The 14,615-nt window shown below is 59.0% G+C and carries 12 protein-coding genes and 2 pseudogenes; 6 read left to right on the top strand and 8 right to left on the bottom strand.

Features of this window, described 5'->3' with window-relative positions:
- On the top strand, positions 1-341 hold a 341-nt coding region (locus ABJK70_RS10070), incomplete at its 5' end, for a transposase (RefSeq protein WP_347257921.1).
- Between the two features lie 82 nt (positions 342-423).
- Here the strand turns inward: ABJK70_RS10070 and ABJK70_RS10065 are convergent.
- The 3 genes from ABJK70_RS10065 to ABJK70_RS10055 all read right to left on the bottom strand — a co-directional run bounded on the left by ABJK70_RS10065 (position 424) and on the right by ABJK70_RS10055 (position 5,718).
- Positions 424-819, bottom strand: a complete 396-nt coding sequence (locus ABJK70_RS10065; protein ID WP_347257920.1) for an RHS repeat-associated core domain-containing protein — start codon at positions 817-819, stop codon at positions 424-426.
- Between the two features lie 142 nt (positions 820-961).
- Complete coding sequence (locus ABJK70_RS10060) at positions 962-1,294, bottom strand: hypothetical protein (protein WP_347257919.1); 333 nt, start codon at positions 1,292-1,294, stop codon at positions 962-964.
- A gap of 2 nt (positions 1,295-1,296) precedes the next feature.
- Positions 1,297-5,718, bottom strand: coding sequence for an RHS repeat-associated core domain-containing protein (locus ABJK70_RS10055; RefSeq protein WP_347257918.1), 4,422 nt, complete (start codon positions 5,716-5,718; stop codon positions 1,297-1,299).
- An 813-nt stretch (positions 5,719-6,531) separates the two neighbouring features.
- On the opposite strand from ABJK70_RS10055, the gene ABJK70_RS10050 reads away from it, so the two are divergent.
- Both ABJK70_RS10050 and ABJK70_RS10045 read left to right on the top strand, forming a co-directional pair.
- Positions 6,532-7,260: an HNH endonuclease gene (locus ABJK70_RS10050; RefSeq protein ID WP_347257917.1), complete on the top strand. Its 729-nt coding sequence runs from the start codon at positions 6,532-6,534 to the stop codon at positions 7,258-7,260.
- 241 nt (positions 7,261-7,501) lie between these two features.
- Positions 7,502-7,900: a hypothetical protein gene (locus ABJK70_RS10045; RefSeq protein ID WP_347257916.1), complete on the top strand. Its 399-nt coding sequence runs from the start codon at positions 7,502-7,504 to the stop codon at positions 7,898-7,900.
- Between the two features lie 164 nt (positions 7,901-8,064).
- Here ABJK70_RS10045 and ABJK70_RS10040 read toward each other — a convergent pair whose 3' ends face one another.
- The 5 genes and pseudogenes from ABJK70_RS10040 to ABJK70_RS10020 all read right to left on the bottom strand — a co-directional run bounded on the left by ABJK70_RS10040 (position 8,065) and on the right by ABJK70_RS10020 (position 10,956).
- Positions 8,065-8,361 carry a type II toxin-antitoxin system RelE/ParE family toxin gene (locus ABJK70_RS10040; RefSeq protein ID WP_347257915.1) on the bottom strand — a complete coding sequence of 99 codons (297 nt, stop codon included), beginning with the start codon at positions 8,359-8,361 and terminating at the stop codon, positions 8,065-8,067.
- Positions 8,334-8,618, bottom strand: coding sequence for a ribbon-helix-helix protein, CopG family (locus ABJK70_RS10035; RefSeq protein ID WP_347257914.1), 285 nt, complete (start codon positions 8,616-8,618; stop codon positions 8,334-8,336). Before ABJK70_RS10035 ends, ABJK70_RS10040 begins: the two co-directional genes overlap by 28 nt.
- 299 nt (positions 8,619-8,917) lie before the next feature.
- Positions 8,918-10,024, bottom strand: coding sequence for an MbcA/ParS/Xre antitoxin family protein (locus ABJK70_RS10030; RefSeq protein WP_347257922.1), 1,107 nt, complete (start codon positions 10,022-10,024; stop codon positions 8,918-8,920).
- 204 nt (positions 10,025-10,228) lie between these two features.
- Positions 10,229-10,294 (bottom strand): annotated as a pseudogene (locus ABJK70_RS10025) (SEC-C metal-binding domain-containing protein); the annotation flags it as partial.
- 53 nt (positions 10,295-10,347) lie between these two features.
- A complete protein-coding gene (locus ABJK70_RS10020) occupies positions 10,348-10,956 on the bottom strand; it encodes a recombinase family protein (protein WP_347257913.1) in 609 nt (202 codons plus the stop codon).
- Positions 10,957-11,106: 150 nt separating this feature from the next.
- On the opposite strand from ABJK70_RS10020, the pseudogene ABJK70_RS10015 reads away from it, so the two are divergent.
- The 3 genes and pseudogenes from ABJK70_RS10015 to ABJK70_RS10005 form a co-directional block, all read left to right on the top strand.
- Positions 11,107-14,180, top strand: a pseudogene (locus tag ABJK70_RS10015) (Tn3 family transposase).
- Positions 14,181-14,209: 29 nt separating this feature from the next.
- A complete protein-coding gene (locus tag ABJK70_RS10010; RefSeq protein ID WP_347257912.1) occupies positions 14,210-14,434 on the top strand; it encodes a DUF6516 family protein in 225 nt (74 codons plus the stop codon).
- Positions 14,415-14,615: hypothetical protein (locus ABJK70_RS10005; RefSeq protein ID WP_347257911.1), on the top strand; the 201-nt coding region annotated here is incomplete at its 3' end. The genes ABJK70_RS10010 and ABJK70_RS10005, both read left to right, overlap by 20 nt.

The raw sequence follows: 14,615 nt of genomic DNA, 5'->3' as shown, positions 1-14,615 counted from the left end.
CCGAGGCGATCCGCTATGCCCTGACCCGCTGGCCGGCGCTGACCCGCTATCGCGATGACGGTCGTCTGGAGATCGACAACAATGCCGCGGAACGCGCGTTGCGGGTGGTGGCGCTCGGCCGGAAGAACTATCTGTTCGCCGGCTCCGACGCCGGCGGCCAGCGAGCGGCGGCGATCTACACCCTGATCGGCACGGCCAAACTCAACGGCCTCGATCCGGAGGCGTACCTCCGTGCCGTGCTGGCCCGCATCGCCGAGCATCCCGTCAATCGAATCGACGAGTTCCTACCCTGGAACCTCGCCGATCAGGTGACGGAACTGACCCAGCCCATCGCGGCTTGACGCCGTCAACACGGTAAGGCTCGGACGCTTACATGCGTATATCGGTCATCTTGTCGCCCTCCTTAATATGCGTGAGAGAAAGTCATCGACCACTTAGACCACCCTGAAGCCCAATCGGATCGCTCTCCAGATACCGCCCAAGGCTGGGATCATAATCCCGGAAGACGTTGTAGTGTAGACCGGTTTCGGCGTCGAAGTACTGCCCCGGCAGGCGCAGATTGACGGTAACACTCGGATTGACGAGGCTCGTTTTCCCGAACGGGGCGTAGTCCGCCTTCCAAACGACGCTGCCCGTGCCGTCGGTCGCGACCTCGGGTGCGCCCAGGTGATTCGGATGAAGGTAGCTCGGGTGGCCCTGGGGGTCGAGCTGGACCAGCGGCAGGTCGTCCAGGTAGACGTAAGCCGCCTCGTCCAGAAGCAGCGTCCCGGCTAAATCGAAGCTAAAATAGCGGATGTGGCCAGTGACGGTCTTCGTCACCCGCCGCCCCAGGGTATCGTACCCGTAGTCGGCGAGGACCGTGGGCCCTTGTTTGGCTTGGCTCAGCTACCCATCGGTCCCATGTGACGGAATACGCAAGTACGCTATCGTGTCCTTGTGCGGCCTACAGGGTGGCCATTTTTCAGATTATCGATACACTAATGCCCTCTCCGGAGATTCTGTAGGCATTGGTGAACGATTTCTTATTAGAAAAATCGTTCCATTCGATAATTACGAATATGCCATTTTCCAATATTTCAAGAATTAAGATTTCTCCGTCTTCAGCAGGCATAAAAGCCGACTCTAGCGCTTTACCATCAATTTCAAGCCTGAATACTTCAGATATTCGTATTGCAACTGATCGCTTTTCGCCTCCAACATCAACTCCATCTAAATTAAGTTCAACGGTATCGCAATAGCTGCAGAAATGGGTAACTGTTGCTTCGTGAAAACTCATCTGTTCCGATGATTTCATTCTTAATCTCCCGGGAACAAGTGTGATGCATCGCATCCACGCGCACAGGGGGTGCCATTCTTATCTAGATAAGCATCGTTCTTTCCGGTCGCATTAGGATTGTAGCGATGATAATGATCCAGCCCCTCATAACCTGGCGCACCTGGCTTACCTTGATCAAAGCGGACTTTATCTCCCGTTACAGGATTTTCATAGGTTTTATGTCCCGCATTGGCAGCAGCAGGATGGCTTACATCTTTGTAGCCCTGCTTAAGAAGATCCTCAGGCTTATTCGGAAGCCCTCCCTTTGTACATTGTTTGATGATTCCGAATCCAGCCGGCAAGACAGGGGTAATCGTCGCGAGGCCGTCATACGCAAGCCCAAGGCCATTTAGAAGATTTGGGTCATTATTGAATGCTTGTATGCTGAAGCCCAAGCTAACAACATCACTCACCGTCTCGGGCGTAATTGCAAGCCCACGTGGATCGATTCGACCCAATGGATTTCCCCCAACATAGGCGTAGGTGTTTAGACCACCCTCAAGCCCAATCGGATCGCTCTCCAGATACCGTCCGAGGCGCGGATCGTAATCCCTAAAGTAGTTGTAGTGGAGCCCGGTTTCGGCGTCGAAGTACTGCCCCGGCAGGCGCAGATTGAACATGGTCTGGGCTCCATCCCCATCCGGGTCGGCATTGACCGTGGCCTCCCCGAAGGGGTCATAGCTGGCGCGCCAGACCACCCCGCCGGCGGCATCGGTCAGTGCCTGAGGCATGCCCAAGGGATCGGTGTGCACATAGGCGAGCGGCACCGCGCCGGTGGGGTAAAGCACGGCGAGCGGCGCGCCGTCGAGGTACACGTACTCGACCTGCACCGTCCCCGCGGCATCGGTCTCGGCGAGGAGCGCCCCGTCGAGGCCGTAGACATACCGGGTGGACCTTGAGTTGCGCACTTTCTCGATGCGCTGGCTGAGCCCATTGTAGCGGTAGCTCGCCCCGGCTGAGGCAGTGAGACGGTTGTACACGGAGTAGCTGTAGCTCTGCCCGCCTTGGGCCAGGGTGTTGCCGTTCCCATCCTGCACCACCGCGGCCCCGTCGATGCTGGTTAGCCGGTTGCTGGCGGGCGCATAGCCGTAGCTCGTGCTATCGACCGCGGAGGTGAGGGCCATGCGGTTCGCGTTGGCATCATAGCCATAGCTCTGACTACCGAAGGCGCCGCTGGCGCTGGTGAGTTCGTTGAGCGCATCGTAGCCGTAGCCTTCGGTGAGGCCGTCCGTGCGGGTGGTGAGATTGCCGGCGGCATCGTACTGGATCTCGGTAAGCGCGAGCACGTCGGACACACTCTGCGCCGTCGTGCGGTAAGCGCCGTCGACCGTGCGGCTGAAGGTTTTGCCATTGCCGTAGCGGAAGCTTCGCACCGGACCCAAGGGGGCGTCGGTGATGTCGCCGGCAAGCGGGATGGTGGTGCCGTCGCGCACGAGGTCCACCCGGCTCACCCGCCCGGCGGCGTTGTAGGTATAGGTGACTGCCGCCCCGGAGGGGTAAGTGAGCGTGGCGAGTCGCCCGGCCGCATCGTATGTGTAGGCCATCCCCTGGTGGGCGGTCACGTCCCCGAACGCATCGTAGGCGTAAGTGACTACTACCGGCGCGGGAACAGCCTCCGATCCGACCTGTACGGCGCAGAGCCGCGTGACGCCGTTCGGACACGTGTCGTAGGTGTAGATCAGCGTGTCCTCGGCCAGGGAGGCCTCAGCGCGCACCCGGCGGTTGGCGGCGTCATAGCGGTAGCTGAAATGCTGGTCGTTGGCGTCCACCCGGGCGGTGACGTTGCCGGCCGCGTCGTGCGTGAAGGTGGTGGTGCCAGTATCGGGGCTGGTCTCGCGCACGCGGTTGCCGAGGTCATCGTAGACGTACTCGGTGGTGGCCCCGTTGGGTGCCTTCACCTGGGTGAGTCGATCCGCCGGGTCGTAGGCGTACTGCACAAGCGCATTGGCGGTGGCCGGGTCGGTCCCGCCGAGGTCCTGGGTCCGAGCGATGAGCCGCTTGAGCGCATCGTAGCTGTACCCGGTCACAACCCCACGCCCATTCGTCTCGCGCTCGAGTGTGCCGTCGGCGGCGAAGTCGTAATCCGTATGCTCGTTCGCCTGCGCTGTGACATCGAGGCGGTTGTAGAGATCGAAGGTGGCGCTGAGTGCGCGCTGCTGGGCACCATTGCTGTCATAGACGGCTTCCGCGATGCGGTTGCCTTCGGTATCGAGCGTGTACGCAAGGGCGTCCCCCAACCCATCGGTGATGCGCACCAGGCGCCGCGCGGCGTCGTAGCCGAAGGTGAGGGTGGTGGCCTCTGGGGTGCCATCGCCGTGGGTGATCGTCTCAACTTCCCCGGTGGCGAGATACGTCCAGCGCGTGGTGCGACTCACCCCGTCGGCAGACTCGGTGACCGATGCCAGACGGTCATTGCCCGGGTAATAGGTGTAGGTGAGGGTGAGGCCGTTGGGGCGCACCTCGTTCAGGACTTTGCCGGTGGCGGAGTATTGGATCGCATCGCGCAGCACCGTGCCCATCGGGCCGGTGAGGCGCTCGAGGCGGCCGCGGTTGTTTCCCTGCGCGGGGTCGTCCGGGTAGTGGCTCAGCGTGGTCACGTCGGCCACATCGGTGCGCGGCCCGTCGATGGCAGAGAGCTGGTGGAGCGGTCCGAGGTAATCGTAGGTGGTGGTGCGGGAGACCGCGGTCCCGTCAGGGGTATAGCCGCTTTCCGTCACGCGGGTGATGTTGCCGAAGTCGTCGTAGGTATAGGCGGTAGTCTTCACCGCCCCGGCGTAGACCGACGGCTCGGTCTGGGTCGCGACCTTACCGGAAAAGCGCGGATCGTAGGTGTAGTCGGTGCGCCGCTCTTGGGGCGTGCCCACGGCCTCGATCATCGAGCGGTACTGGCCCTTGGCATCGTAGGCGCCGTACTGGGTGGTCACGCCGTGTACGGTTTTGGCCAGCAGGTAGTTGGTGTCCGGGTCATAGCGGTAGCTACTGTCGCCGGTGCCGCAGCTCGAGCAGCCGGGGCCGTCAATCCCGCTGACCAGGCGCGCGCCGTGCTGGGCAATGAAGCGGTAGGTGGAGGTGGCCCCACGGCTATTGGCGACCGTGGTGCTGCCGTCGGTGTTGAAGGTGAGCGTCACGCCGTCGATCCGCTCGGCCGGCACGCTGGTCTGCGGGCCATGGTAGCTGACGGTCGCCCGCCCCTGGCCGTCGTACGCGTACGTGGCGTAGCGCATTCTGCGCTCGTCGGTGATGCCGGTGAGGGCATGCGGGAAGCGTGTGTCCTCGTAATGGTAGGTGCGCACGGTGAGGTCCGGGTGGGTGACCTCTGAAAGGTTGCCGGCCGCATCATAGCGGTAGCGGGTGATGCGGTTCGCGTTGTCGGTCAGGCTCGCAAGCCGCCCGTCGGCATCGTAGTCCAGGGTGAGGCTGTCCCCTAAGGGGCCGGTGACGAGAATCAGCCGCCCATCGGGGTCGTAGCTCATCGTCTGTACCCGCCCCGCCCGATCGGTCAGGTCGATGAGCCGGCCGGCCGCATCGTAGTGTTCCACGGTGTCCTGCGCCGTGGTGTACGTCCAGCCCGTCGTGACCCCGGCGGCATCGGTCGAACGCGTGAGGGTCGCCCGCACCTCGCCATAGGCGGTCCAGATGCCGCCGACGAGTTTGAAGGCGTAAGCCTTGCCATCGGCGCGGGCCACCCGTGCGACGGTGGCGCTGAGCGGGGTGATGGACCGGTCGTAGCCATGGCGCCAATTCGGGCCGAGCGTGCGGGTCGCATCGGCCTGACTGTTATAGTAGCGGTCGAAGGCGAGCGGCGCGGGATCGGCGGCACGGTGGTCGGTCTCCTGCAGGAACTTGTTGCCCGAGCCGCTGTGGAGCGGATTGCCCACCAAGGGCGAGGCCCCGAGCTGGGCGCCAAGGCCCGCGCTCTCGCCGGCGGTAGGGCAGCTGCCGAGGTCCTTGAGCGAGCAAAACCCGGTCGCCGGATCGAGTTGCTGGCCGGCGGGACATTGGATCTCACATTTGGCCGTGGCCGGATCGATCGTCGGATCGGTCGGGCAGGCGGGCGCATTGAGGCAGGTCGTTCGGTCAAACGACATCCAGCCGCCGTAGGGACATTTGGTGCCAACGGCCACCAAATAGGTCCACTGCTTCTCTGGATCGGTTGATTTTTGCTTATACGTTAACGTGAAATACGCGCGGATATTGTCGGTTGTCGGGGTGATACTCAAACACGACGCGGAATACCTTCCGTAGGAAGAGACGACCCAGTACGCCGCATAGGCCTCACACAACGCCTGTAGCGTCGGGTGATGAATCATGTAATCGGCCGGTTTCCAGTAGTCATGGGTTGCCGAATAGTTCGCGCGTGCGGCGGTAGCGACGAGACAGAGAAGGGTCGCGATCCCACCCACGAAGCACCACCATGCCTGATTTCCCACGGTATGGACCGGGTGGCCCACGCTGACGGGATGCCCCTGGGGTTTTCCGGACGTGTCCGTATCCGGGCAATTCGTTGAATGCCCTGCTGTGCCACTAAGAGCCATCCCCCACCTCTTGTTCTTGTTGTTATGCCGATCCGTTCTGGGGCCGATCGAGCCGGACCGGGTTAGTTTTTCGGATTGAACACACCTTGGGAGCATCCGTCTGTGACAAATTACCCAAGCGGCTAAACAATTCCTTCCAAACGAGCGCAACGGGTCGCATCAACTGCGTGGGATACCGGCTGCGAAACCGTAGTGATCTCGTAACCTTTGAGTTTAGCGGGTGCTGGGTTTTCAGCCTTTGTGACCCTTCATGTCGTTGAGGTATACCCAAGCGACACGGTCCGTTGAGACCGTTTTCCCGTCTTATTCGGGTGGGTCCGGACCCATTGGGACACCGCCAGCACCTGGTCTAAACCCTACCGAGACAGTTGCCACTAATGGGGTCCTGGACCGGATGAACTCAGTCCTGAGCGGATGATGGCAGGCTCAGTGGCAACCAATTCGGTCCCGGTCACACGGATAGTTGCAGCTAATGTGGTCCTGAAATCGCGTGGATTGCAGTCCCGGCGATTTATGAAATCAGGCCGCTACACCTAGTCAAATAACAAGGCCGTTTTCTGCCAACTGGGATAACACCTGGTGGGTATGGTTTTTAGATCTTTTCTCAGGCTCCGATGGATTCCTGAATGCTCCGGTGTCCTAGCACTTTCTCGATTTGATTGGGACTATGAGGGCCATACTATGCATCAGTCCTATCGCGATGGCCGATGGGCACAATTTCGTGAAGAAGTTATCGATATCGATGGCAATCGCTGTTCCCGGTGCGGACGGTCGCGTTCCGACGAGGTGATCTTACAGGTACACCACAAGCGTTATGTTCCAGGTAAGGCACCTTGGGAATATGCCTACAAGGATTGTGAGACCTTATGCAAGGGTTGCCATGGTCGAGAACATGGCCACATTCGGCCAAATACCGGCTGGCACTATATAGCGCATGAAGACCTTGGAGATTTGATAGGCGACTGCGATTGGTGCCATACCGCCATACGGTATGTATTCACCGTGCATCATCCGCATTGGGAGCCCTTGGCGGTTGGTACGGTGTGCTGTGACAATCTAACGAGCACACAAGTCGCCACGGACATCATGGAATCGCATAAGCGCTATGCAAGCCGATTAAATCGGTTTCTTAGCTCGCCGCGCTGGAAAAAAGTAGGCCGGGAACTAGTTATTCATCAAAAAAACAATATTGTCGTCCGAATTGTTCCTATAGGGACAATCTTCAAAGTAAAGATGAATCAACATCTGGGGAAAATGGAATATTCGTCGATTGCCGAGGCGAAAGCTAAGGTATTTGAAACCTTCGAGAATGGTGAAGCAGAGAGGTTTCTAAAATCGCGTGCAGCTTGTACCGGAATGATGCCCCGGAAGCATGGTGGCGCCGATTGGACGACGTTCGGCGCAAGGTGATTATGCAACGGCGGCGGGAGTAGTTCTCGGCGATCCATAAAAAACCCGGCTGCGGGGTGCGAGCCGGGTGTGTGCCGTGCTGCCGTAGGGTCGAGCGCAAGCGCGTTTAAGACAACAGCGCGGTGATTTTCAGCTTAGACCGGAATCGCCAAGGTACAAGCGCTGTCACGCTTGAATGATTCCGTGACATAATCAAATGGCCGGGATAGACTGATTCCGTCACGAACTCAGAGGGCGAGTCATGAGCCAGGTGAACAGAGGCGGAAAGCGGCTCGGCGCCGGCCGCAAGTCGAAGTGGAACACTGAAACGGTCACCCTGCGGGTGCCGAAAGCGCTGGTCGGGGAGATCCAGGCGTTTATCGAGCGGCGCATGGGTGAGGCCCTGAAAGCGGCACCGGAGAAACCGCCTGCACCTGAACCCGGCCCACTGGAACTGTGGCAGGGCGACAAGCGATGTCAGGCGATGACGGTCAAAGGATCTCGGTGCAAGTCACCCACGGCATTTATTCACAAGCTCGCCCTCGACGGCCGATCCATCGAAATCGGCATCTGCGCCACACACCAGAACCAGGTTCGGCAAGGCATTGACCCGAAGCCGCATCCCTCCGTTCTTGAATCCGTGACGAAATCAAATCAGTAAGTCGCCTTCGGCAAACCGCCAGAATCGCCCGAAAGATCCAAAGCGTGCGTGGGTGACGGAATTTTCGGAGTTCCGGGTTACCACCCCAAGATGCCGCTTCTCCTGCGGTGTGAGCAAGAGGGTCACGGTTTCTGGTTCTTCTTTATTGGGTGGGAGCATCGGGGTTACCTCTCTTCCAGACCGTGCCAGATTTTCAATATGACGATGGCTTCCCCATCAAAACGGTAGCGGACGATGTAACCGCGCTGCCCGAAAGGAACGAACAACTCACGGTCTTGCCGACCTTCCAGCCGCTTCCCGATTCCGGGATGCTGCTGGATCAGTTGGGTAGCCTTCTTCAAGCTCTGTGCGGCGCGTCTGGCGGCCTCTGGATTGTGCGGTTCGATAAATTGGCGGAGGCGGATAAGATCGGCGCGTGCCGCCGTGGACCAGATCAGCGTATAGGTTCGGGATCGGGGCATGGGCCTTCCTTATCCGTTCCCCAGCTATCCAGCCAGACATTCATCGCATCACCGCTGACGCCCTTCCCGGACTGGCGATATTCCTCCCATGCCTCGTCGGCCTCCAGGTTACGCCTTTCTATCTCTTCCTCGCGGTCGAGATATTCCCGGATGGCCTCCCGCATGATCCAGTGCGTGGAGCGGTGTTTGAGTTCACCCAATGCTTTCAGCCGATCACGGATGTCATCCTCCAGCTTGACTCCAACGGTCGTTGTCATGTCATCACCTTATATAGTTGCAACACTTGCAACCACTATAAACTAAAAGCAACCGGATTTCTTCTAAAAAAGCATCTCCAGAAAATGGTCGTTTTCGAGAGATTGCTCTGGATGCCGGTTCACCCCCGTGCGAAGCCGCCAAAAACTCTCTTAAAACCGTCTCTTGAAAGTAATCTCCGAATACCTGATACTTGAAACGAGTTTTCGGAGAGTTTTTGGAGAAATCCCTATCATGGCTATTTTTGCCCATCCCCTCGAAAAGGTAAAAATAAGAGGAGGCTAATCGACAGCGGAGCTGTCTACGGCGCTATCCCCAATTGCTGCCAGAGAAAATCAAAGGAAACCGGGGAGCGCTGTTGGTCCTTGGCTTGCTGGAGCTCACCATGCTCATAGGTGTGCAGCAGGAACTTCACCTGCTCTAAGCCTGCCGGCGTCTTGATCGCTTCACGCGGTGTTCTGCCATCCAGTGCAGGCAGAGGCTGGTCAGCCCAATCCGCATACAGGTGCCGAATTCGCTGCTCGATGACTCCGCTGATCACCTCCGGCGACAGTTGAGCCGGCGCTAATGGCTCCGGGACTTCGTCGGGCGGCCGCTGCGAGAGCATCCCTTTTGGATCGGCGATCTCCCGGCTGACAAATACGGCCCCACTACCCGCCACCTCTTCGAACCAAGGTCGTCCTTCGTCGGCACACTTTTGGGTACGATAGGACACCTGAACCCGATCCGGTTGTCGACCCGGATCAATGGTCAAGCGGCTCCGCAGCAATCCATCCGCCCCTTCAACGAGACGACCCCAACCCTCCGCGCGGTTACCTTCGACCTCCGCCTCGCCTGACAAGGCACGTTCCAGCGCCGCCCAGTCCTGCACCCGATAATGATCGGTGATCAGCAGAATGGGCTCCCCGGTCGAATGATCCACGATTTCCGGTATCTCGAAAGCACTGGTAAACAACTCGAGCCAGTAAGCCGGAATGATGATGCTCAGCACTTCCTTGGTCTCAGGCGAATCAGGCGCTAAGCCTTCCAGCTCATGCCGAAGCTCAGCCATCAAATCCAAGCTGCGATGCCGGGGAATCGAGTACACCGCGCCGGACAGCTCATAATGATCGCCCACCGGTAGAAGCCGGGCCGCCATCAGGTCGAACTTCACCACCTCCCGCGATCCGGATTTTTCCCTCACCAGGACGGGCGCCTGTTCCGGAAACAGGAGGTCCCTCAGGCGCAGGCTCTCGCCCGGTACCACGTCGATCACTTCATAAAGCCCGAGCGGTGTGGACGTGAGGAGTTCGAGCCACTGTCGCTGTTCCGCAGAGAATAAGGGGCCCCCGCGTCCGAGCAGCAGGTCTGCCACGCGACGCTCTCGACCTTTGAGGGTGAGGCTGCCCTCCGCCAAGAGCCATTCCATGGCATTGACCATAATGCCTGGGAACACCTCTGCGTGCTGATCCTGCAGCATCTCATATTCGTCATCATCGAGACTGCCGAAAAAACCCTCAGCCAGCGCCTCGCGAGCGGCCCGGCCATGCATCGACATCAGCCAGTGGATGGCTCTAGGCACGGCCTCGGAACGGTCGTTCGCCGCCCGTGTCGCTTGGGCTTCTTCCGTTTTCAGGCAGCACTGTTTGTACTTTTTACCGCTGCCACAGGGACAGGGATCATTACGCCCCGGTTTTTTCATATGAATCGAGCCTTCTCATAAGGGCAGTCATGCCCGATTAAAGGGATTGCTCAGGAAGCCGGCTTCCCGTGTCGCTGTTCCGCGAGGTACGCGAAAAAGGTCCGTCGCCCAACACCGACCATCTCGCACACTTCCGCCGCGGTTTTTTCCGTGTTCTCATACAGGATTTTCGCCTGCTCTAATTTCATGAGATCGGTGCGGGGTCGCCCACCCGATCTCCCGCGCGCCTTGGCGGAGGCCCGCCCCGCGGCGGCCCGTTCGGCCCGCAGTTCCCGTTCCATCTGGTGAATCGCGCCCATCACGGACAGGAAGCAACGCCCGGTGGCCGTGCCGGTATCAATGTTTTCGCGCAGAGAGACCAGAACGATCTTCCGCGCCTCCAGCAGCTTCACCGTTTCGAGCAAATGGAGCAGCGACCGGGTCATCCGGCTCAACTCAGTGACCACCAGCGCATCGCCCGGACGGGCATAGGCCAGGAGTGCTTCCCAGCCGGGGCGGTCCATCCGCGAGCCGGTCATCTGGTCGGCAAAGATTTTTCCGCACCCGGCTCGCGTCAAGGTATCCCGCTGGGAATCCAGGTTTTGCCCGGCGCTGCTGACCCGGGCGTACCCGATCCGATGGGGGGATAGGTTTCGGGGTGAGGACTCTTCGGCTTTCATAGTGCAAGAAGCTATCACAGATCGGGCATAATTGCCCTTTGTTTACCGCAACGGTTTTTGCATTGAAAAGCGAGGTTTCGAGCAGGTTAAAACGTCCCGCCGGCCCGGTGTGCGAAAAGTGTACTTTTGGCACGTGCTGAAAGTCGCCGCATGCCTGCCGATTCGCGCCGCCTGTCGATCCTCACCGCCCGGGAGATTGATGACCTCTATGGCTTGCCTCGCTTCACTGAGGATGACCGCCATCTCTACTTCGACTTGAGTGCGGCCGAACGCACGGCAGTCGGTGCCGTGCGTACCGCTTCTTCCGCGATCCATTTGGTTCTGCAGCTCGGCTACTTCAAGGCGAAACAGCAGTTCTTTGTCTATGCGCGGGAAGCGGTGCTCGACGACTTGGAGCACATTCGCCGCCGCTATTTCCCAGAACGCGATCTGGATACCATCAAACCGTTGTCCAAACCCACGCGCCTGGAACAGCAGCAGATCATCCTGAAGCTGTTCGATTTCCGCCTCTGTGACGCCGAGGCTAAACAGAATTTGGAGCGGAAAGCGCAGCGGATTGCTCAGTTGTCGACGCAGCCCATTTACATTCTGCGCGAGACGCTGCAGTACCTTACGAACCAGCGTACGGTCGCGCCCGGGTACACCTACCTGCAGGACCTAGTGGGACGGGCGGTCACTGGCGAGCGCCGACGCATTACTCAGTTACTGGATCGATCGCTGACGCCGGCCGTTAAGCAGCAGCTCGAAGCCTTGCTCCAGGCTGACGAGGGCCTGTATCGGATCAGCGTCCTCAAGCATGAGCCGAAGGACTTCAGTTACCGTGAGTTGCGCCAAGAGGTCGGACGCCGCAAGTTCTTCCAACCCTTGTACGACTTCGGCCAGACCTTCCTGAGTTCGGCCAGCCTGTCCAACGAGAGCGTGAAGTACTACGCCTCGCTGGTCCAGTTCTACACCGTCTATAATCTGCAACGCATGGCGGCACCGACGACCCGCCTCTACCTGCTGTGTTTTGCCTATCACCGCTTCCGCCACATCAATGACAACTTGATCGACGCTTTCATTCATCTGATCGCCCAATACGAGAAACAGGCCAAACTGGCGGCCGACGCGGCGGCCCAGCAGGCGATGGCCGAGGCGAGCGCAAACCTGCAGGCGGCCGGTCAGGTGCTGAATCTGTTCATCGATCCGTCGATACCGGACCATGCGCCGTTCTCAACGGTCAAGCAGAAAGCGTTTTCCTTGCTCGAACCCGAGCGCTTTTCGCTCGTGTCCGAGCACCTGCGCCAGATCGAGTTCGACAAGACCGCGTTCGAGTGGTCGTATTACGGGACGCTGCAGCATAAGTTCAAGCTTAATCTGCGGCACCTGTTCTGCAACCTGGACTTCGCCGGCCGGGTCGACGACGCTCCGCTGCTGGAAGCGGTTATATTTCTGCAGGCACTCTTGCGTCAGGGTAAGTCCCTACGCCAAGCCAAACCGGCCGATTTCCCCACTACCGTTATCCCGAAGGGTTTGCAGCGCTATCTGTATACGACGGCGGGAAAGCGCAAGGACAAGCGCCTGGAGGTCGACCGTTACGAATTTCTGGTCTACCGTCTGCTGCGCAATGCCTTGGAAGCGGGCGACGTATTCGTGAAAGACAGCCACGACTTCCGCAGCTTCGAGGATGATTTGATCAGCGAGGCACGCTGGCAGAACAAGGATGCGGTATTGCGCGAGATCGGCGCACCGATCCTGCTGGCGCCGATCCAGGAAACCCTGGCGACTCTCCGCGAAGAGTTGGAGACCCAGTTCAAGTCGGCCAATCAGCGCATCGAAAAGGGCGAGAACACACACATCAAAGTTACCGGCGCCGGTGGACGCTGATCTACCCCAGTGAGGACGAACCGGTCAACAGTCCGTTCTACGGCCAGTTGCCAGGGATCGGCATTGCCGATCTGATGGGGTTTGTCGCGGAAAAGACGGGCTTCCTGTGCACCTTTACCCATGTCTTGGATCGCTATGTCAAACAGGATGCCGACCCACGCCTCCTCCTCGCCGGCATCGTCGCCATGGGCACCAATATGGGGTTGTGGTAGATGGCGGAAGTCTCGGGCCTCAGCCATTCGTCGCTTCTGACGACAGCGCGTAATTTCCTGCGGGTGGAGACCCTGCACGCAGCGAACGATGTGATTTCCAACGCGACGGCATCGTTACCGGTGTTCCACGGCTATGATATCGACGATCAGAGGCATTCCAGCAGCGACGGGCAGCGCATCGAGACGCAAATCCACACGATCAACGCCCGGTACTCCAGCAAGTATTTCGCTCTGAAGAAAGGCGTGAGCGCCTATACCCTAGTGCTCAATCATGTCCCGCTCAATGCCAAAATCATTGGTACGCACGAGCACGAGTCGCATTACGTCTTCGACATCCTGCACAACAACACCACGGATATCCGGTCGGAGCGGCATTCGACGGATACGCACGGCACCAATCAGGTGAACTTCTTCATCCTGCGCGTTTTCGGTTATCAGTTCGCGCCGCGCTATCGCGACCTACACAAGAAGATCGATGCCCTGGTCGGGTTCCAACACCCTAGCCACTACGCCGATTTCCTGATCAAACCGTCGCGCAAAGCCTTTGACACGCTGATTTGCAAGGAATGGCCGAACATCCAGCGCATCTTGGCCTCGCTTGCGCAAAAGGATGTGACCCAGGCGACCATCGTGCGCAAACTCAGTTCCTATACTCGGCAGAACCAGACTAAGAAGGCATTATGGGAACTGGACAACCTTTGCCGGACGCTTTACATCCTCAATTTCATCGACGATGTGGGATTGCGGCAGAGCGTGCAGAAGGCGCTGAATCGCGGTGAAGCGTATCACCGTTTCCGACGCGCAATCTCGTACGTCAATTCCGGCAAGTTTCGGGTGAAAACCGAAGCCGAACAGCAGATCTGGAACGAGTGTTCCAGGCTTATCGCCAACGCGATCATCTACTACAACACGCTGTTGCTATCCCGCGTGTACGAGCAAAAGCGGGCCGCCGGCGACCAGGAAGCCATCGACATCCTCCAAGGCATTTCGCCCAACGCTTGGCGGCATGTCAATCTGTTCGGTACGTTTGAATTCACCGAGGCGGGTCCGAAGGTCGACATTGAGGCGCTGGCGGCGCGCTATAACGATCCGGAGTTCTGGCGTAAGGCCTTAAAAGAAGGAGAAGATGATGACCCTGTGTATTAGCTGATGCTAATTTTTACCTTTTCGAGGGGATGGGCAAAAATAGCCTTCCTGGCAGTCGGCACCTGTTCAAATATCGGCTGGCTTTTGTGGTCAGAGGTGAATGCGTCTTGCGCTACGACAACGAAGCCGGCAAGGGCGACCATCGGCATCGGGGCAATCTCGAAGAGCCCTATCGCTTCTCGACCCCGCGCCAATTGCTGAAGGACTTCAACGATGACATAACGAGGTGGCGTGATGAAAACAGTGACGATTGATGTAAGGACTTTGGCGGACACGCTGTCGGACGTGGCGGAAGCCATGGATACCCGGACGCCTTCCGAGCCGCGCATCAGCTTTGAAACGCCGGAGCTGTTATGGAAGGTGCTGACCGCGAAGCGCTGGGAAATCCTCAAGACCATGACCGGCGCAGGTCCCCTGGCCATCCGCGAAATCGCG

The organism is Methylocaldum sp. (genome assembly GCF_039794385.1).
In the GTDB taxonomy this organism is placed as follows: Bacteria; Pseudomonadota; Gammaproteobacteria; order Methylococcales; family Methylococcaceae; genus Methylocaldum.
The sequence above is the reverse complement of the archived record's forward strand: the minus strand, read 5'-3'. Positions and strand labels throughout refer to the sequence as shown.

Excerpts from the sequence above, each read along its gene's own strand:
- ABJK70_RS10060 (WP_347257919.1), bottom strand. The coding sequence starts at position 1,294 with ATGAAATCATCGGAACAGATGAGTTTTCACGAAGCAACAGTTACCCAT.
- ABJK70_RS10050 (WP_347257917.1), top strand. The coding sequence starts at position 6,532 with ATGCATCAGTCCTATCGCGATGGCCGATGGGCACAATTTCGTGAAGAA.
- ABJK70_RS10045 (WP_347257916.1), top strand. The coding sequence starts at position 7,502 with ATGAGCCAGGTGAACAGAGGCGGAAAGCGGCTCGGCGCCGGCCGCAAG.
- ABJK70_RS10040 (WP_347257915.1), bottom strand. The coding sequence starts at position 8,361 with ATGCCCCGATCCCGAACCTATACGCTGATCTGGTCCACGGCGGCACGC.
- ABJK70_RS10035 (WP_347257914.1), bottom strand. The coding sequence starts at position 8,618 with ATGACAACGACCGTTGGAGTCAAGCTGGAGGATGACATCCGTGATCGG.
- ABJK70_RS10030 (WP_347257922.1), bottom strand. The coding sequence starts at position 10,024 with ATGGAATGGCTCTTGGCGGAGGGCAGCCTCACCCTCAAAGGTCGAGAG.
- ABJK70_RS10020 (WP_347257913.1), bottom strand. The coding sequence starts at position 10,956 with ATGAAAGCCGAAGAGTCCTCACCCCGAAACCTATCCCCCCATCGGATC.
- ABJK70_RS10010 (WP_347257912.1), top strand. The coding sequence starts at position 14,210 with ATGGGCAAAAATAGCCTTCCTGGCAGTCGGCACCTGTTCAAATATCGG.